Annotated in this window: 12 protein-coding genes and 1 tRNA gene; 8 read left to right on the top strand and 5 right to left on the bottom strand. The window is 61.5% G+C overall.

Annotated elements, in window-relative coordinates:
- The first annotated feature begins 10 nt into the window (after window positions 1–10).
- The 3 genes from dnaG to BINDI_RS04900 all read left to right on the top strand — a co-directional run bounded on the left by dnaG (window position 11) and on the right by BINDI_RS04900 (window position 4,385).
- Window positions 11–2,107, top strand: a complete 2,097-nt coding sequence (dnaG, locus tag BINDI_RS04910) for a DNA primase (protein ID WP_033490481.1) — start codon at window positions 11–13, stop codon at window positions 2,105–2,107.
- Window positions 2,108–2,304: 197 nt separating this feature from the next.
- Complete coding sequence (locus BINDI_RS04905; protein ID WP_033490479.1) at window positions 2,305–3,003, top strand: HAD family hydrolase; 699 nt, start codon at window positions 2,305–2,307, stop codon at window positions 3,001–3,003.
- A 134-nt stretch (window positions 3,004–3,137) separates the two neighbouring features.
- The gene (locus tag BINDI_RS04900) at window positions 3,138–4,385 is read left to right on the top strand and encodes an MFS transporter (protein ID WP_081830804.1); all 1,248 of its coding nucleotides are present in this window, start codon (window positions 3,138–3,140) and stop codon (window positions 4,383–4,385) included.
- A gap of 65 nt (window positions 4,386–4,450) precedes the next feature.
- Here BINDI_RS04900 and BINDI_RS04895 read toward each other — a convergent pair whose 3' ends face one another.
- The gene (locus BINDI_RS04895; RefSeq protein ID WP_033490475.1) at window positions 4,451–5,197 is read right to left on the bottom strand and encodes a helix-turn-helix transcriptional regulator; all 747 of its coding nucleotides are present in this window, start codon (window positions 5,195–5,197) and stop codon (window positions 4,451–4,453) included.
- A 58-nt stretch (window positions 5,198–5,255) separates the two neighbouring features.
- On the opposite strand from BINDI_RS04895, the gene BINDI_RS07475 reads away from it, so the two are divergent.
- Window positions 5,256–7,955 carry a DUF8744 domain-containing protein gene (locus BINDI_RS07475; protein ID WP_052108822.1) on the top strand — a complete coding sequence of 900 codons (2,700 nt, stop codon included), beginning with the start codon at window positions 5,256–5,258 and terminating at the stop codon, window positions 7,953–7,955.
- A gap of 314 nt (window positions 7,956–8,269) precedes the next feature.
- On the opposite strand, the gene BINDI_RS04885 is transcribed toward BINDI_RS07475, so the two are convergent.
- Window positions 8,270–8,346 (bottom strand) — tRNA-Arg (locus tag BINDI_RS04885).
- 77 nt (window positions 8,347–8,423) lie between these two features.
- Window positions 8,424–10,319, bottom strand: a complete 1,896-nt coding sequence (locus BINDI_RS04880; RefSeq protein ID WP_033490473.1) for a 1-deoxy-D-xylulose-5-phosphate synthase — start codon at window positions 10,317–10,319, stop codon at window positions 8,424–8,426.
- 256 nt (window positions 10,320–10,575) lie between these two features.
- Here BINDI_RS04880 and purE point away from each other — a divergent pair, with 256 nt between their 5' ends.
- The 3 genes from purE to BINDI_RS04865 all read left to right on the top strand — a co-directional run bounded on the left by purE (window position 10,576) and on the right by BINDI_RS04865 (window position 12,722).
- A complete protein-coding gene (gene purE / locus BINDI_RS04875) occupies window positions 10,576–11,082 on the top strand; it encodes a 5-(carboxyamino)imidazole ribonucleotide mutase (protein WP_033490471.1) in 507 nt (168 codons plus the stop codon).
- Window positions 11,066–12,247 (top strand): 5-(carboxyamino)imidazole ribonucleotide synthase, encoded by a 1,182-nt coding sequence (gene purK, locus BINDI_RS04870; RefSeq protein WP_033490469.1) that lies wholly within the window; start codon window positions 11,066–11,068, stop codon window positions 12,245–12,247. Before purE ends, purK begins: the two co-directional genes overlap by 17 nt.
- Window positions 12,248–12,314: 67 nt before the next feature.
- On the top strand, window positions 12,315–12,722 hold the full coding sequence (locus BINDI_RS04865; RefSeq protein ID WP_033490467.1) for a Fur family transcriptional regulator: 408 nt from the start codon (window positions 12,315–12,317) through the stop codon (window positions 12,720–12,722).
- A gap of 15 nt (window positions 12,723–12,737) precedes the next feature.
- Here BINDI_RS04865 and BINDI_RS04860 read toward each other — a convergent pair whose 3' ends face one another.
- The gene (locus BINDI_RS04860; RefSeq protein ID WP_237742931.1) at window positions 12,738–15,410 is read right to left on the bottom strand and encodes a bifunctional lysylphosphatidylglycerol flippase/synthetase MprF; all 2,673 of its coding nucleotides are present in this window, start codon (window positions 15,408–15,410) and stop codon (window positions 12,738–12,740) included.
- Between the two features lie 49 nt (window positions 15,411–15,459).
- Window positions 15,460–16,824 carry an alpha/beta hydrolase gene (locus BINDI_RS04855; RefSeq protein ID WP_033490465.1) on the bottom strand — a complete coding sequence of 455 codons (1,365 nt, stop codon included), beginning with the start codon at window positions 16,822–16,824 and terminating at the stop codon, window positions 15,460–15,462.
- A 328-nt stretch (window positions 16,825–17,152) separates the two neighbouring features.
- Here BINDI_RS04855 and BINDI_RS04850 point away from each other — a divergent pair, with 328 nt between their 5' ends.
- Entirely contained in the window at window positions 17,153–18,061 is a 909-nt protein-coding gene (locus tag BINDI_RS04850; protein ID WP_033490463.1) for a metal ABC transporter solute-binding protein, Zn/Mn family, read from the top strand.
- Window positions 18,062–18,118: the final 57 nt, after the last annotated feature.

Below are 18,118 nucleotides of genomic sequence, written 5' to 3'. Positions count from 1 at the left end.
TCTGGAGTATATGCCAGGACTGATCAAGAAAGAAGACATCGAGAAGGTGCGGGCCAAGGCCGACCTGTATGAAATCGTATCCGAGAGTGTGACCTTGAAGCCCTCGGGCTCGGGGACATACGTGGGTCTGTGCCCCTTCCACGATGAGAAGTCCCCCTCCTTTTCGGTCCGACCCTCCATGGGGGTCTGGCATTGCTTCGGTTGCGGCTTGGGTGGGGATGTCTTCACCTACGTCGAGCGGGAAGAGAACGTAGAGTTCGGTGATGCGGTTGAAATCCTGGCGGACAAGTACCACATCGAGCTTCACTACGACAATGACCGCAGGGAACAACGGAAGGGGTCCAAGAGGGCCCGCCTGCTGGAGGCCAACGAAGAGGCCCAGCGGTTCTTCGTCTCACAGATCATGACCAAGGAGGCCCTGGCCGCCCGCAAGCTCCTGGCGGGGCGAACCTTCACCCAGGCTGACAGCACCCATTTCGGGTGTGGCTACGCCCCTCGCGGCTGGGACAACCTCGTTCGTCACCTCTCCACCAAGGGATTCACTCAGCAGGAGATGCTGGATGCGGGACTGGCCAGACAGGGTCAGCGCGGTATCTATGACTACTTCCGCGGCAGGGTGACCTGGCCCATTCGTGACTCGACGGGCCGCACTCTGGGGTTCGGTGCCCGCAAGCTCTTCGAGGATGACAGCATCGGCGCCAAGTACATCAACACCCCCGATACCCAGCTCTACCGGAAGAACCAGGTTCTCTACGGTATCGACCTGGCCAAGGATGCCATCGTCAAGAAGCGCCAGGTGGTCATCGTCGAGGGGTACACCGATGTCATGGCCTGCCACCTTGCCGGTGTCGATACTGCTGTGGCCACCTGCGGAACGGCCTTTGGGGAGGACCATGCCAAGATAGTCCGACGGCTCATTTCCGACGATGCCCTGGGGGCGATTCAGCTGGTGGGGCCCGTCCGGGGCTCCCGTGTGGTCTTCACCTTTGACGGGGACGCAGCGGGGCAGAAGGCCGCCCTCCACGCCTTCGGGCTTGACGGCAGCTTCCTCACCCAGACCTTCGTGGCTGTGGCGCGGGACAACCTGGATCCCTGTGATCTGCGTATCCAGCATGGAGACCAGGCGGTCAAGTCCCTGGTGGACGAGGCAAGGCCCCTCTATGATTTTGTGATTGATTCGGCCGTTGATATGTTCGATACCCAGTACACGACCGGGCAGATAGGGGCGGTCAAGGCCGTGGCGCCTATCATCGCCCAGATCAGGGACCGGTCGCTGGTGGGCATCTATACCCGGAAGGCGGCCCGCAGAATCGGTGTGGATCTGGACCTGCTTCAACAGGAGGTCAGTGCCGCTCGGCGGAGTATGCGCATACACGACCAGAGCGCCTATGCGATCAGGCAGCCCCGGTACGGCAATGCTGGGAGGGAGCTGTCCGACCGGAATCCCTACGAGGAGTCTGCGCGTCGCCGGGAGCTGGAGAAGAAGGATGCGGCCGACCAGGGATACTACAGGATTGACGATTCCGTTTTTATCTGCGAGCAGCAGTTCATGGGTCTGTTGATTCAGATACCTCGCGCCGTCAATCGTGATGTGTATAGCCAGCTGAGCGTCGACAGCTTCGTGGTTCCCATCTTCCGCACCCTCTATCAAGCTGTGGAAGCCGCAGGCGGGCTGCCAGCCGCAGACACCCCACAGGGTCTATGGATGCACAATCTGAGCAAGGAGGCTGGGCCCTTGCTGGAATCCGCCATCAATGAGCTGGCGGTCATGCCCCTGCCATTGGCTGCTCCCGACAAGGATACGCAGTCTCCGGTATCGGGCCGCGTCGGTCCTGCCGGTGGTCCGGGTGCCGGTCAGGAAGCGGAGCCTGCCGCGAACGCTGCGGCCATACAGCTCAGAGAGGCCACCGCAGAAGAGCGGCAATACGCCTCGGAACTTCTGGCCAGGCTTCTTGATGCCACCTATATGCGGTTGATTTCGGCCGCCCGTCACCAGATGAACCGACTGCCGGATGGGCAGGAGAAGTTCGACCTTCTGGGCAAGATCACCGAGTATGAAACCCTCCGTAAGGAGCTCAGCAACCAGGTATTCGGCAACGTCAACTGACTGAGGAATCGTGGTGGTCCGGTTCACGTCCTTGCTTGGAAGCGGGAGCGGACCGGGGCCGGGGTGGTGAGTCCTGTCGATAAGCTGTCAGTATGGAAAACGACTGGCAGAGCGAAGTACCCATACCCGGCGGCGAGTCTGTAGAAGCATGTGAAATCTCCGGTTCACCAAGGGGTGGTACCCGCTGCTCTGGCAGGATGGACGGGGATGGGCTCCCTCTGGCTGTCTTCTGGGATATGGACGGTACCCTCATCGATTCGGAGCCGTACTGGCACCAGGTGGAGATAGAGCTGACGCAGCAGTATGGCGGGTACTGGAACGAGGAGATGGGGTGGCAGGTGTCGGGGAAACCGCTTCCCCAGGTTGCGCGACTTCTCAGGGAGCATGGGCTACAGGTTCCCGAGGAGGATATCCCCGGTATGCTCATCGATGGTGTTGCCCGCAAGGAACAGGAGCGTATGCCTTGGATCAGTGGGGTGTTCGACCTCTTGAAGGCCCTGTCGCGATCAGGTGTCCCCTCTGTTCTGGTCACCACATCACCGCGGCGCATGGCCCGGGCGGTGGTTGAGCAGGCGCCCCGAGGTGCATTTGTGGATTTCGTCTGCGGCGATGACGGGCTGTCACAGAAGCCTGATCCGGCTCCTTATCTGTATGCGGCGAAACTTGCGGGTATAAAAGAAGCCGATTGCATGTCCGCCTGCATCGCCTTCGAAGATTCGGCGACGGGCCTTCGCTCGGCGGTTGCTTCCGGTGCTACAACGATTGCCTTCACCGGAGTCACCCCCAATCCACGTGTCGATGGCCCGCAATTCGCCTCCATTGACAGCTACGTCGGCCTCGGCCCGAACGATCTGGGTGCCTTCGTGGCAGGCAGGGGTTCCGGGCTGCATCCCTGACCGGGTGACAGCAAGGCCTGATGGACGGATCTGCAGGTCCATCACCTTCTGCAACCAACTGTTTCCGCATCGCCCTGGGACCGGCTCTGGCCCTGGGGTAGACTGTCTCGGGCAAGCTGAGATTGGAGAAGGTGATGAGCGAGGGGAAACGGACGTCGGGGGACGTGTCGGGCAGGGTGTTTACCCGTCGGAATCTGGGTATTCTTGCAGGAATCATGGCCTTGGCGGTCATGTCGCGGTTCGATTCCGTCATCTCGCCCTCGGTCGCAGCCATCCAGGCCTCCTTCCCTCACGCCGACCCATCCACGGTGGAATCGGTGGTGTCGGTAGGGGCGTCGGCCGCGATCGTTTCCGCCCTCCTCTTTGGTCAGCTCATGACCTGGATGAGGTTCAGGACCGCCGGTTGCATCAGCTGTTTCTGCATCGCTCTAGGCGGGTTGCTTCCCCTGTTCATCCATGACAACGTCAACCAGCTTCTCGTCTTCGCCCTGGTGGTTGGGTTCGGTGTGGGCATCACGACGACGATCCTTCCCAGCCTTTCGGCGCGCTTCTTCAGGGGGGATCGGCTGGCCGGACTCATGGGGGTGGTTCTGGCTGTCCAGGATGGTTCATCCATGCTCATCCTTGCTCTGGGCGGTTTCCTGGCCAAGGGCGGGTGGCTCCATAACTACTGGTTGTATCTACTTGCCCTGCCTGCCCTGATCATGGTCTTCTTCCTGGTTCCCAATGTGGGCACGGTCGAGGAGGACGAAACGGAAACCTACCATTCGGATTCCCCCACATCCGAAGTTGGACAGCAATACTGGTGGGGTATCGTCTCCTGCGTACTGATAGGATTCCTCAGCATCTTTTTGGTGGCCGTTCTTTACAACAAGCTGGCGGTCTACATAACCCGTTACGGCCTGGGAGATACCGGTGCGGCAGGTCTGGCATTGATGTTCAATACGGGGTCGTCCGTCGTGATAGGTCTCAGCATCAACGGCATCCGGCGTCTGCTCCGCGAATGGACGATTCCCGCCGCCTTTGCCCTGATGTCCGTGGGTGCGATCCTCTTCCTGGTCACCCGCTCATTCCCCCTGGTCTGTCTGTCCGCCTTCCTGGTGGGGTCGGGCAGTGCCATCATCATGGCCACCTGCCCCTTCCTTCTGTCCAATCTGACCTCTCCCAGGCGGTACCCGCTGGTGATGGGTATCTTCTCGGCCACCACCAGTCTGGGATTCACCACGTCTACCTGGGCCTTCAAGGGTCTTTCCGGACTTTTGGATCTGAATCCGGTGACCGGCAGCTTCGCCGGTATGCTCGTGATTTCCCTGGTGGCGGCGGTCATCCTTGCGGCAACGCGGTTCCAGAGGCGTATGGAGACCCACTTCATCAAAGGGTGAGTCGGTTCAAGGACGCAGTAAACCGGAGTGCCCGGAATGACCGTGGACGGGTCCGGTTCGACGTCTCAATCCTTGTCGATGGCCTTGTTGGAAGTCTGCACCTCCAGGAGGCATCCTTTCGGGGAGGCGAAGGGCTCCAATCGGGTCCTTGTCCGAAGTCCCCTGCCTGCCATGATCCCCTGGATCATGCCCAGGTGGATGGTGCAGATGATGGGGTGGGCTAGGGCGTCATCCATGAAGGGGCAGGCCGTCAGATAGCAGCTTCGTTGATCTTCTCCGATGGGTTCCGGCCTGAACCCCAGGTTCTCCAGGACGTTCAGTGGCGGTCCGGAAGGGTTTGACGGTGAAGATCCGCCGGCTGATCGGTGTTCCCGATTGGACAGGTGCCGGCCCCAGGTTCTCCCTGCTTCAAGGGCGGACTCGACTCTGGCCTGAGGGTCGGCGATGGATGATTCCAGGGCTATGCAGAGCGAGGCAATCATGTCCTCCCTTGCCTGCTCCTGGTCTGCCGGAGTGTAGATGATACTCGGCCTTCCGCGGCCGCTCTTGTGGCTGTTCGGAGAATTCGCTCCGGCGGTCTCCGCTTGGTGGCGAATCAACCTGCCCTGCTTCACCAGATGTTCGAGATGGAAGCGGGCTGTTGTCGGATGGATGCCGAAGATCATCCCGACTTGATATGCGGAGAGGCCCGGGGCGCCGGAGCGGGTTTCCCCCTGAATGCGGTCGAGGATTGCGGAACGCAGAGCTTCCCCGTTTCGTCGTTTGGCGGGGGTCTCGTTTCCGCTGGAAGGGGTTTGAATTTCCTGACTCATCGATTAAATTGTATAACTATCCAATTAAATATGAAACCACGGCAAGGTGGTCGATTCCATGCAGGATGACAAGACGACGCGCAGGACCGGAGACAAGGCTGCCCTGCCCAAAGCAAGGATTGCTCTCCTGGTCGGTGCGGGACTGGCGGCCCTTCTCGGTCTGGTTGCGGCGCTGATTCGTGCCGACCTGATTCATCCCTCCGGCAGGGTCCCCCTGGCTGACCTGCATGGAGGCTTGATGGTCTACGGGTTTCTGGGCTCGGCCATAGGCCTGGAACGGGCAGTGGCCTTTCGCTCTGGCGGTCCCGGCAAGCCGCGCTGGGGATTCCTGGCTCCGGCCATGGGTCTGCTTGGATCGCTCCTGGGCATCATGGTCCTGGTGGCTTCCGCTCTGGGTGCCCAGTCCGGGGTTCTCAGGATTGAGCTCTTGGCAGGTATTCCCTGGACCCTGTCCATGTTGGCCTTGACGGCTGTGTATGCGGCCATATGGTGCCGTCAGGCATCGGCTGAAGTGCTGATGCAAACGCTTGCGTCCTTGTTGGGTCTGGTCGGGGCCGCCGGTTGGGTGGCTGGATTGGACTCCGCCGTTCTTTCTCCCTCCTGGTTGCTCTTCCTGGTACTGACCATAGTGGGGGAGCGGGTTGAACTGGCCAGGGCCGCTTTTTCGAGTGTTCGTCTGGAATCGGGGATACTCGGTTTGAGCCTCCTGCTGGTGCTGATGTTGCCTGCCCAGTGTATGGCTCCCCAGGTTGGGTATCCGCTTCTGGGATTGTCCCTGGCCCTGCTTCTTCTGGTTATGGCTGGTCACGATGTGGCCAAAACCACCTTCCGACATGGTGGACTGCCTGGATTCATGGGAACCTGCATGATGTCCGCCTACGGATGGGGTCTGCTGGCGGCTCTGATCTGGATGGTCGCCCCGTTGGATTCGCAGACCTATTGGGGAGACATGGCTCTGCATGCCCTGGCCATAGGGTTCATCCTGACCATGGTCATCGCCCACGTGTGTATGATCGTCCCCTCGGTCATCCGCAGGCCCCTGCCCTTCCACCCATTGCTCTGGGTGGCCTGGGGATTCATGCAGGCCGGACTCCTCATTCGGCTCCTGGGTACCATTCGGCTCTTCGCGCCCATGTGGAAGGTGGGGAATGCCCTGAATGTTGTGGGGATGCTGGCCATGATGATGACCGTGGTCTACCTGGCCGCCTGCGGGAAACGGATTCTGGCATCCAAGCGGCAGCACCGCCGGCAGGGTGAGGATTCGGTAGACGGAATGCCCGAGGCGATTGTGCTGCGCAACGATTTGGTCCTTACCGCCATTACCGTCCTGCTCCTGGTCGCTGGAATGGTTCTGATGGTGATTCGTCCCGGGCTGGTCAAGTCGGCAGGAGACACATCCGGTATCGGGAACAGTTCTGTCCACGCGGTGGAATACGGCGTGATGCCGGCGGAAAACGTCAAACCCACCGGACATGTCACCCAGGTGACGGTGGGGGTGAAGGGTATGGCTTTCGTTCCTGACTCAATCACCGTGCCGGCAGGCGACCGTCTGGTCGTAGACTTCCGCAACACCGGCGACCAAAGGCATGATCTGGTTTTTGCGAACGGTAAGGAGACGGGTGTGGTTCCTGTCGATGGGGCCGCGCGTATCGATGTTGGCGTAATCGGGGCCGATACCCTTGGCTGGTGCTCCCTGGCGGGGCACCGTCAAATGGGTATGGAGCTGAAGGTCAGGGCCAAGGGGGCGGCATCCACGGCCGGCGACCACCACATGGAGGGTATGGCGGCGATGGGGTCTGGTGATGTTGCGGACTATTCCGTTCCGACAGCCGCCAAGCTCAAGGCCCAGGCTGAGAAGTCCAATCCCGCATCAGCGGCCCTTCCGCCCCTGAAGGACGGAAACCGGGCGGGAGTCCGGCAATATGTATTGGACATCAAGGAGCGCAAGGAAAAGGTGGCTCCCGGGCTCGAACGGACTGTGTGGAGCTTCGATGACGCCGATGACCCACGTGATTCGGATTCGCGCCCCCGCGCCCAGGGACCGGTACTCAGGGGGCATGTGGGCGACACCTTTGAAGTGACCGTTCGAAACAAGGGCAGTATGAGCCACTCCATCGATTTCCATGCCGGTCCGGCTGTGCCGCAGGTCATGATGCGCAACATCGAACCCGGCAAGGACCTTCGGTACACCTTCAAGGCAGAGCGTGCGGGCATTTGGATGTACCACTGCAGCAGTGAACCCATGTCCAACCACATAGCCAACGGTATGTATGGGGCGGTGGTCGTGGATGATGGCACCCTGCCAGCCGTTGATGCCGAGTATGTCCTGGTCCAGTCGGAAACATATCTGGGCGCCAAGGGCGGAACGGCCGATTCCGTCAAGGTGGTGTCCATGAACCCCGACATCATGGCCTTCAATGGTCGGGCATTCCAATATGACGCCCACCCGCTCGGGCTCAAGGCTGGCGAACGGGTCCGCATATGGGTGCTGGATGCCGGTCCCAATCAGCCCCTGGCCTTTCATGTGGTCGGTACCCAGTTCGATACGGTTTGGACCGAGGGGCGTTATCTGATTGGCGGAACGGCTGCTGCAGACCCATCAGTATCGGCCTCTGCCGGGGCCCAGGTCCTGCCCCTCTTGCCCGCCCAGGGCGGCTTCGTGGAATTCAGGGTTGACCAGCCGGGTGACTACCCCATGGTCAATCATGCAATGAGCCTGGCCGAAAAGGGCGCACATGGACTCTTGCGGGTTTCATGAGCGATGACAGCGTAATCGCGTATCGATGATTGCGTTTTAATGTGACTGGTTCGACTGACCAGGGCAGAGCGGGCAGGATCGCGAGCGCCTGGCCGGACTGCACCAGTAGGTGAAGACGGATATCGCTTCCGTCTGGTACGGGGCTAGGGAGGGCGAGGTTGGGGACCTGGAATGGAGGGATGGGCCCCAGGTTTAGCCCCCCCCCCTCCCGCCGCAAAAAGATGGCACACACATGGCACACACAATGGGGGTGTTTTTGATGTTGGCGGTCAAAAAGTAAACCCCCACTTTCCAATGGGGGTAGGGGTTTTGGCTGGTGACCCCGGCCGGATTCGAACCGGCGACCTACAGATTAGAAGTCAGTTGCTCTATCCAGCTGAGCTACGGGGCCAAACGCTACCATTGTACCCATAGGCCCAGCCCGGCGAGTTACCGGTCGACGGCCGGTGTTGGGCCCAATGGCGTGTACTAGTCCCTGCCTTGTAGCGCCGAGATGATGGAATCGGTCATAACCTCTGTGTTCAACCCGTACCGCTGATTCAAGATGGTCAAGGGCACCCGGTCATTGATTTCCTTGTCGGCGCCGAAGGTGAGGACTTGGATGGTGTTGGACTCGCAGCTGGCAGCGATTCCTTGTCCCCATCCGCCCAGGAGCTGCCCGTCTTCCATGGTCACCACCAGACGGTGGTTCCGGTCCAGTGCTTGCAGGGTGGTCAAGTCAGGATGCGAATACTGATGGGGATCCATGACCGTCGCATTGATGCCGGCCCGCTCCCGGAGGGAATCGGCGACCCGGCAGGCTTGGGGAAGCATGTCGCCCAGCCCCAGGATTGCCACGGTATTGCCCTTTCGCACGATTCCGTAGGAGTTCCACGGGTCCTGGGAATCAGTGCCGGTTCCGGAGTGGTTGGAATCTGGAGCCATCCCGGGTTCCATGGACAGCCGACCCTCCAGGGTATCGGGCAGTCCGGCCGCACGTTCGGAGGCTAGGATGCGTTCTCCTGGCACTCGAATGACGACAGGACGGCGGGCGGGGCCGGTGGCCCAGGCCAGCATCCGGAGGAAGTCGTCGCCGCTCCCGGGCGCCAGGCAGGTCAGTCCGGGGATGGAGTTCATCATGGCGATGTCGCTGGCGCCCGAGTGGGTTGCATCGGTCCCGGATATTCCGGTGGAGAAGTTCAGCAGGGTGATGGCGCTCCCATTGATGGCCATCTCTTGCTCGATTTGGTCATAGGCCCGCTGGAAGAAGGTGGATGAGGTCGCTACGACGGGGGTTCCGCCAGCCTTGGCCAGCCCGGCCGCGAAGGCCACGGCGTGTGATTCGGCGATACCGACATCCAGATAATGCCGCCCCGCCTCGCTGCGGAATTCGGGATCGATGCCGTTGGACAGGGGGGTTGCGGGGGAGATAACCACCAGTCCGGGTTCGTTCTGGAAGCGGGGCTGGAGGGCCTGCATGGCCATTCTCCCGTAGACCTTACGGGAATTGGCTGCCTTGCTGTTGGCCTTGATGCCGTTCTGCCAGTGGTTGGCCTCCACCTGTCCCTCGGCCGGCAGTGCCGGCAGGGTGGGTTCATCCGCCCCGGCTCCGGGTTCTTCGCTCCTGCCCTGTCCGAGTCCGAGCCCCTTGCGGGTGTGGATATGGACCACCACCGGATGGTCGATGTCCTTGATTTCCGAGAAGGCCTGTACCAGGGGGCCTATGGAATTGCCCTCCTCCACATATCGATAGTCCAGGTTGAGATCCCGGAAGGGATTTCGCTCGGATTGGCCGCCGGTGGCCCGCAGGGCGGCCAATGACCGGTAGAGTCCGCCGTGGTTCTCGGCGATGGACATTTCGTTGTCGTTGACCACGATGATCAGGTTGCCGCCCTGTTCGGCCGCCCAGTTCAGGCCTTCAAAGGCCGGGCCGCTGCTCAAGGCGCCGTCTCCTATGAAGGCGATGACGTTCCCCGTGCCTCCCGCAAGGTCTCGGGTCTTGGCCAGGCCACAGGCCAGGGAGATGGAGGTTCCGGTGTGTCCAAGAACGAAGTCGTCGTATTCGCTTTCCTCCGGGGATGTGAAGCCGGAGACGCCGCCAAAGCGCTCAGGGTTGGTGAAGGCCTGCTTCCGACCGGTCAGGATCTTGTGGGTGTAGGCCTGGTGGGAGACGTCGAAGACCAGATGATCATGGGGCAGGTCAAAAACCCTGTGCAGGGCGATGGTGGCCTCCACGACGGCCAGATTGGATCCGAGGTGCCCCCCGTATCGTCTGCAGTAATCGATGAGCAGGGTACGGATTTCCTGGGCCAGGCGGTCCAGTTCATCCCCGGTCAGGTTTTTCAGGTCCTGAGGGGAGTCGATTCCATCGAGAAGTGTACCCATGCCTGTCAGCTTTCCCGTCCTTCCGGTCCGTAGACCACGACCAACACGATGCGGCAACGATTCTATCGGCTGGGTGATGCGATGTCTTCCAGAACCCCATATGTTCACGATGCCCGGCCCTAACATCCATCAGACTGACACGATTCGCATGGCAGGAGTTCCGGTTGGTCGATGAACTGGGCGATTCGGCCTGTTTTTCAACGGGAATCTCTCCGGGGATGGGTACTATCGAAACTGCCGAGCGAGGGAGATCCGAATGGTTGATACAGACGACGATAAGGCCTTGGTTGCAGTGGTGATGGGGTCATCCAGCGATTGGGAGACGATGCGGGAGGCATGCGCGGTTCTGGACAGGTTCCAGGTCCCCTACATGAAGCAGGTCATTTCGGCTCACCGGACGCCGGGACTCATGGCGGACTTCGCCCATGAGGCTCGGTCCAAAGGCATCAGGGTCGTCATCGCCGGAGCGGGGGGTGCCGCCCACCTGCCTGGTATGTTGGCTGCCCAAACCACCCTGCCGGTCATTGGGGTACCCGTTCAGTCACGTGCTCTGAGTGGCGTGGATTCCCTTCTCTCCATTGTTCAGATGCCCTCCGGGATTCCTGTGGCCACCACCGCCATCGGCAAGGCGGGAGCCACCAATGCCGGCCTGCTGGCCGTCAGTATCCTGTCCACAACGGACGAGGGTTTGGCGGCGGACCTAGCGGATTATCGCGAAGGACTCGCCAAGAAGGTGGAGGAGTCGAATGCCGAGCTTGTCTGAGGAAACGGCGGGGCGTATCGATCATTTGGAACCCGGCGCGGTCATCGGCATCGTCGGGGGTGGTCAACTGGGGCGGATGATGGCTCTGAGCGCCAGGTATCGCGGATTCCGCATCGGCGTGCTGGACCCTATGCCCGACTGTCCGGTGGGGCAGGTGGCTGATTTTCAGATCACGGCCGACTATGACGATCGGGATGCAATCCGTCGGCTGGCGGAGCGTAGTGATGTCCTGACCTACGAGTTCGAGAATGTTGACGCCGAGGCCCTGGACGGGGTCCGGGACCAGGTGGCCATTCCCCAGGGGACCGAGCTTTTGCGGGTCACCCAGGACAGGGTCCACGAAAAGACCTTCGTCAACCGGCACGGGTTTGCAACAGCGCCCTGGAGACAGGTCGATGGGATGGACGACCTGGAGAAGGCCTTGGATGAGTTGGGTTACCCGACCGTGCTCAAGACGCGCACTGGTGGCTATGACGGCCACGGGCAGATGGTCCTGCGGTCGGCGGACGACCTGTGGCAGGTGGCCGAGCGGACCAGACAGGACACAGCAAGGGGGGTGGGGTTCCCGCCCTCTATTTTGGAGGGGTTCGTCGATTTCTCCTTTGAGGCCTCGGTCCTGGTGACCGGCAACGGAAGCCAATATGTGACCTTCCCGATGGTTCGCAATGACCACCGACACAACATCCTGCACATGACCCTGGCACCGGCCGGGGCCGGCCGGGAGATCGAGGAGGAGGCCGGACGACTGGCCCTGAGGCTGGCTGAAGGATTCAGGCTGGCCGGCACCCTGGCCATAGAACTCTTCGTGATGCCGGACGGAGGCCTGGTGGTCAACGAGATGGCCCCCCGTCCCCACAATTCCGGTCACTACACCATCGAGGCCTGCTCCCTGGATCAGTTCGATGCCCACATCCGAGGTATCGCCGGATGGCCCCTGGCTCAGCCACGTCTGCTCAGTCCTGCCGTTATGGTCAATATCCTGGGGCAGCATGTAAGGCCGGTCCTGGGGCAGCTTACAGATCATCCTGAGTGGAACCTGCACGACTATGGCAAGGCCGAGGTGCGGACCGACCGGAAGATGGGGCATCTGACCGTCCTCACCGATGATCCCCGGGCCACGGCTCGGGACCTGGAAGCCTCCGGCTGCTGGGATGACCTGCGCTGAGCCGAAACCACTTACCCCTTTAGTCGGGGTGCTGTAGGGTGGAATGGCTTAAGGAGGGCTCTGAACGATGACCACCAGTGCTTCCAGGAAGACCAGGCAGAAGGACGCCGTCTGGCAGGCCCTGCGCGCGCAGGATGATTTCGTTTCGGCCCAGGACCTGTATACGGTCCTGAACGATTCAGGGAGCCATATCGGTCTGGCCACTGTATATCGGCAACTCAGTGCCCTTCACCTTTCGGGGAACCTTGACTGTATAGAACACGGCGGAGTGCGTCTGTACCGGATCTGTGCAGCGCAACGCCGCCATCACCATCATCTGGTCTGTGAATCATGTGGAAGGACCGTCGAGATCACGCCCCCGGATGGGGGGTGGCTCGACTCGGTGGCGCAGGCATACGGCTTCACGGTCTCGTCCCATACCCTTGAGGTCTATGGCCTCTGCGGCGATTGTCAGGCCGCCCCGGTCGAGCAGTGAATCGGTGGTCTGGCCTCAGGCGGCCGGGTGGTCCGGTTGGTCGTTTTCCCTGTCGGTTTCTCCGGGTTGCCCGGTATCCGGCTCCCTGCTTCCGGCCCTCTCTTTGGAGGAGCTGCTGGGCATGATGGACTTCAGGGCATCCAGTGCCTGGGATGCCTTGAGATCGGGCAGATAGGCCTGGAGTACCGACAGCCCGATCTGTGCCAGCTGGGCGGGATCGGGGTAGCAGATGTAGACAGGATGTTCAGCCGGTTGGAACTTCTTCTTGAAGAAGAAGAGTGAGTGGAACCCGTAGGCAGGCTCCATCAAATCGGCCACCATGCCCAGAACGTGCTGGAGGAACTCGGTGTTGCCTGGTGCCTCGTCCTGGTCGGGGTCCATTCCGGCCAGTGGTGCAGCCGAGAGGCTCATGAATTCGACGGTGCCCTGGTCGCGCAGCCTTTCGGCCATGCGGGCTATGAGGAACTCCATGATTCCGTTGGGGCTGTCGGTCCGGTGCCGCATGAAATCCAAGGTCCATCCGATGATCTGCCCCTGCCGGTAGGTGGGCATCCAGCTGGTCACCCCGAGGACCGTTCCTTCGGCGTCGATCGCATAGAGGATGGCCATGCGGGAGTCTCGGAGCTCGTCCAGACCGCCCAGGGTGAACTTCATTTCGGGTAGGGCCTTGAGCTCTGCCCACTGTTCGGATATATCCACGATCTGGGACTGGACATCCCAGGGTGCGTCGTTGAAGGTGGTCAGCACGTCGGTGATATTGTCCCGCTTGGCCTTGTTGATGGCGGTGCGGATATCCTGCCATTTCTTTCCTCGGGTCTGCCACAGGCTGGGGGTGACGACCATCTCCGAGCCCACTTTCAGGGTGGACCAGCCCCGGAGGGCCAGCTGGTCCCGCTGGGGCTTGTGGACGCTGTAGAAGACCGGGGACCAGGAGTGCTCGGAGCAGTACCGGGAGAAGTCATCCAGATCCGTCATGAATTCGTCCGGGTCGCCGAAGGGGCCGGTGGTGGTCAGGGCGATGCCGTGCATGACCCGGTAGGCGATTGCCGACCGGCCGGTGGGTGAGAACCAGTAGTTGTTGCCCTCCCAGGTGGTCATGAACGACATGCTTTCACCGCCGGTCTGGACCAGGGCGCCGGCCCGTAGGCGCTCGCTCTCATTCTGGATGACGGAGGAACGCATCCAGGCCAGGAGGACCACCAGGAAGACCATCCAGAAGATGAATCCGACCGCATCGCTGACCACCAGGCTGGTCAGCGTCCGGGGAACCATGAAGGGGCGGAACCGTCCGGCAATGCCGTTGGGGAGGTAGAGCTCAGGCAGTTCGGACATGACCGTGTTCAGGGTTGCCCTGGGCCGGAAGGACCAGGGGCTCGCCGTGGCGAAGGCGATGTACCCGACTGCCGTGGTCACGAATCCCACCAGGATCGCCACCCAGCCGGTGCGGATACGGGAGGGTATGGTGCGCACCAGGAAGACATGCATGTTGCGGATGATGAAGAGGCAGAAAACCAGTGGGGGGAGGGCGATGACCAGGAGGGACGGGACGGCTCCGTGCCTGATGGCCTGGGGCAATCCGTCGCCGATGGTCATGGGGAAGACCAGATAGTAGAGCAGGGCGAGCACCACGGTCAGACCATTCAAAGCCAGGCTTGCGGCGGCCGCCACCCGCCGACCGTGGTAGATGCCCCAGGAAATGGCCAGCATGACCAGGGTCGGCATAAGCAGGGTCAGCAGGGCTCCACCGATGGTGTGGTTTGGTGTGAACCCATACTGGGCATAGCAGCTGGCCTGGTTGTCCCTGGACAGGCAGCGTGCCAGGCTGGTACTGGTGGCATGGTTCGGACTCAGGAACATGCCCAGGGGGGTGAAGAACCCCGCCCTGACCTTGGATGAGACGGTTACTAGGGGGCCGAGCGCGAGGACCGTGGAAATGGCTCCGAGGAGGTGTCTGGTCTCATAGGCTCCGCTCTTGCCCGGCAGATCGGCATCCTTGACGGGGCCGTGCCAGATGTGGCCGACCAGGTGGCCGATCAGGGCCGCGGCCAGGGTGCAGTAAACGCCTGGATTGCCGGTGTAGAGGACCAGGAGGATAAGGGCCGTGTATCCGATCAGCCCGATTCTTCTGCGCCAGAGGAAATCGCTGAAGGGGATGGAGGCCATCAGGGCGCCGATGACCAGTGCTATTGGATTCAAGGTCATGGGGATGCGAAGGAACCAGGACCAGTGGTCTTCCAGAGCATTGATGCCCGCGCATATCAGTAGGCCAACCACAGCCCCGCCCACGGCGCTGATCAGGGACGCCATGATTGTTCTGCGCCTGCCCAGGCGGGTTTCCGCGATGCAGAGCACGACCAGAACCAGGAGGGAATCGACAATCAGCTGCCCGGGATTGCTGGTGATGAAGAGGGTGATGAGGAGTCGTGCGAATTGGAGGGGGAGCCCTGGCGCATGGGACCCGGGCGGGGGCGCCAGGTGCTGGCGGGCAATCAGGTCGGCCAGGGGGGTTCCCATACGGGTGGAACGGGGTATGCCCAGGAACCATATGATCAGCCATGAAAAGAGATTGACGGCCACCAGGACCAGGGTGAAGGTCAGGGCAAGAACATGTCGCTTCATCCACCTGATTGCATCCTGGGCCAGAACGGCCCGGGCGGACTTCTCCATCATATTCGGGCCTTGCTGCATTGTTTCCATGTTCGCTTCGATTCCTGTTCCTGCCGATGGTCTGTGGTGATTACTGCAACTGCAGTCTGGTGATATTGGGATGGTCTTCGATGGCTCGGTCCATGGGGCCCATCCCCATACGTTCTCCCAGCCATTCCAAACCGGGGCTCCAGGCGGTCCTGACCGTATGCCAGTCGTGGCCCGATCCTTGGGCCACGACTACCTCAACCGTCATTCCAGCGGATTTGGCGGCCTTGGCGATGGTCATCATGCTCTGCCGGGAGTGGGGGTCCTGGGAGCCGGCGGCCGTGAAGAGGGTCTGCTTGGACGGCGCTTTGGCGGCGATGGCCTTGGTCGGGACCTGGGCCAGGAACCTGGAACGGTCGCCGCTGAAGTAGTCCCGGATCATCTGTTCCTGCTTGCCCTGGGTGGGTTCCAGCTCCCCGTCGGCGGGAAGGATGTTCCCGTAGATTTCGGGGTGGCGCGGTCCGAGCTGGGTGGAGCAGGTGCCGCCCTGGGAGAATCCGCCAATGGTCCACATGGAAGGCTGGTTGGCGACTGGCAGGTGTTCCCTGATCCAGTTCGGTACGTCTCGGCTCATGTAGGCTTCAGCATTTCCGTAAACGGGGGAGTCCACGCAAAGGCTGTTGTGGGTGGAGGATCCGTTCTGGTCGGGGGAGACGACGATGGGTGCCAGTCCGTTGTGACGGGCGGCGTAAGAATCCATGAGCGATGGGATGCCCGCGGCGGTGAAGAGACGGTCGGGGCTGCCGGGCTGACCTGCCAGGAGGACGAAGACGGGCAGTGCGGGTGGTTTGGGACTCAAGGCCGCCGGTGGCAGATAGACATCGGCAGGGCGGGCGTGGAAGCTGGACTCGCTGCCGACGATTCTAACTGTATATGCCTGCCCCCGGGCTGGATGCGGTGGTGTCTCCCCCCTGGAGGCCAGGCCCTGCCAGTCCGCAACCGACATGACCGGCTGTTTGGGGGAGGACTCTTTCAGTTCCTGGTAGATGGGCACGCTGAAGATGGACCCGATGGTTGTGTATTCCCCGTATATGATGTCGATGCGCAGGGCTGCGGACAGAACCGTGAAAAGGATGGTCAGGGCGGCCAGGGCCCGTTTCCATCCATGATTGTGCATCAGGGCCATGGTCGCGAATCCGGCCGCAAGGCAGCCCAGACCAACGGTCAGGATGACCATCCAGCCCAGGGATACCCCGAAGACCATGAAGACATCGGAGACAAGCCAGGCCAGGAGGAGTCCAGTAGCGCCGCTGATGAGACCAACGGCCACTTGACGGAGCAGGTCCCTGGGGCGGCGGTCCAGGAGCGCCATGACAATCAGGGCCACCAGCGTCAAAGCGGTCAGGGTGAACAGGGTGGTGGGCAGTCCCCCTGATGTCAGACGAATCCGAGACAACCACTTGAGCATGGGTTCCTTCCAATCAAATCATCGTCCCGTTCGGTGTGTGGACCGTCCCGAACGGGGTGGAATTCTGTCTCTGCTGATGACTGTTTTACTCCTATTTGCCCCCGCATTACGTTCCCCTGGCGCAAACTTCAATACTATCCAGTTCTCTTCACGGGTAGCGCTACTCCGAACCTGGCCGAATCCCGTGGTGATACAGGCCGGGCCGTCGGCGTGTCGGCCCGGGGCACCGGGACTGTCCACAGGGTGGAGGATGCTACTCTTATTGATAATCAATCTCAGTAAAGTTATCCGGATGTAACAGGTCCGGAGAAGGAGCCCGTGAGCAACCATGCCCAAACGCAGTCTTCTCTCATCCCTCCCATCCATTGTGGCTGCCCTGGTCTGCCTGGCCCTTCTGATTTCCACGGCAGCCTGTGGTGCCTCCGAGCAGGGTGGGCAGGGTTCCGGGCCGATTTCCGTGGTCACCAGCATCAACCAGTGGTCCTCCCTGGTCGCACAGCTGGGTGGGGACCAGGTCGAGGTGAAGACCATCCTGAAGAACACCTCCACCGATGCTCACGACTACGAACCCACCACGGCCGATATCGCCATGATCAGCAAGGCCGACCTGGTCATCGTCAACGGGGCCGGGCTGGATGGATGGGCCACCAAGGCCGCCAAGACCAATGGGACGGAGCTCGTTGACCTGGCGGCCCGATCAGGGCACCGGACGGGCGACAATCCGCATATCTGGTTCTCCTCCCAGGCCCGGTCCGATGCAGCCAAGGCCGTCACCCAGGCTTACAAGAAGCTGCGGCCCCGGGAATCCAAGCAGTTCGACAGCCTCAATAAGGCCTGGAACCGGAAACAGACCGAGCTCAAGGAGCGTATCGCCAAGGTGGGGGAGGACACCAGGGGGAAGCGGTTCGCGGCCACCGAATCCGTGGCCAACTACCTGACCGAGGACCTGGGCATGGAGGATCTGACCCCGCAAGGGTACCTGAGGGCGGCGGCCAACGAGAGCGAGCCGTCTCCTGACGATATCCGTCAGTTCCAGGAACTTCTCAGAGAGGCCAAGGTGGACCTTCTGGTCTTCAATTCCCAGGAGTCCAACAGCGTCACCGACCAGATCATGGGGGCGTCCATGGCCTCCAAGATTCCCGTTGTCCGGGTCAGTGAGCAGATGCCGTCCGAGTATCAGACCCTGGAGGATTGGATCGACGCCCTGATTGAGGAGTTTGCCACCGCCGCCGATTGAGTCCGGTGGTGCCCGACATGCCACCCTGGCCTCGCTACCTGCGTGGGGCCCCGGTGG

Source organism: Bifidobacterium [indicum] DSM 20214 = LMG 11587 (assembly GCF_000706765.1).
GTDB lineage: Bacteria > Actinomycetota > Actinomycetes > Actinomycetales > Bifidobacteriaceae > Bombiscardovia > Bombiscardovia coryneformis.
Note: the sequence above shows the minus strand (reverse complement) of the source record. Positions and strands in the feature narration are given on the sequence as shown.

What these genes read in the sequence shown, in the direction of transcription:
- BINDI_RS07475 (WP_052108822.1), top strand. Translation starts at nt 5,256, where the DNA reads ATGCAGGATGACAAGACGACGCGCAGGACCGGAGACAAGGCTGCCCTG.
- BINDI_RS04880 (WP_033490473.1), bottom strand. Translation starts at nt 10,319, where the DNA reads ATGGGTACACTTCTCGATGGAATCGACTCCCCTCAGGACCTGAAAAAC.
- purE (WP_033490471.1), top strand. Translation starts at nt 10,576, where the DNA reads ATGGTTGATACAGACGACGATAAGGCCTTGGTTGCAGTGGTGATGGGG.
- purK (WP_033490469.1), top strand. Translation starts at nt 11,066, where the DNA reads ATGCCGAGCTTGTCTGAGGAAACGGCGGGGCGTATCGATCATTTGGAA.
- BINDI_RS04855 (WP_033490465.1), bottom strand. Translation starts at nt 16,824, where the DNA reads ATGCTCAAGTGGTTGTCTCGGATTCGTCTGACATCAGGGGGACTGCCC.
- BINDI_RS04900 (WP_081830804.1), top strand. Translation starts at nt 3,138, where the DNA reads ATGAGCGAGGGGAAACGGACGTCGGGGGACGTGTCGGGCAGGGTGTTT.
- BINDI_RS04895 (WP_033490475.1), bottom strand. Translation starts at nt 5,197, where the DNA reads ATGAGTCAGGAAATTCAAACCCCTTCCAGCGGAAACGAGACCCCCGCC.
- BINDI_RS04850 (WP_033490463.1), top strand. Translation starts at nt 17,153, where the DNA reads ATGCCCAAACGCAGTCTTCTCTCATCCCTCCCATCCATTGTGGCTGCC.
- BINDI_RS04865 (WP_033490467.1), top strand. Translation starts at nt 12,315, where the DNA reads ATGACCACCAGTGCTTCCAGGAAGACCAGGCAGAAGGACGCCGTCTGG.
- dnaG (WP_033490481.1), top strand. Translation starts at nt 11, where the DNA reads ATGCCAGGACTGATCAAGAAAGAAGACATCGAGAAGGTGCGGGCCAAG.
- BINDI_RS04860 (WP_237742931.1), bottom strand. Translation starts at nt 15,410, where the DNA reads ATGCAGCAAGGCCCGAATATGATGGAGAAGTCCGCCCGGGCCGTTCTG.
- BINDI_RS04905 (WP_033490479.1), top strand. Translation starts at nt 2,305, where the DNA reads ATGGACGGGGATGGGCTCCCTCTGGCTGTCTTCTGGGATATGGACGGT.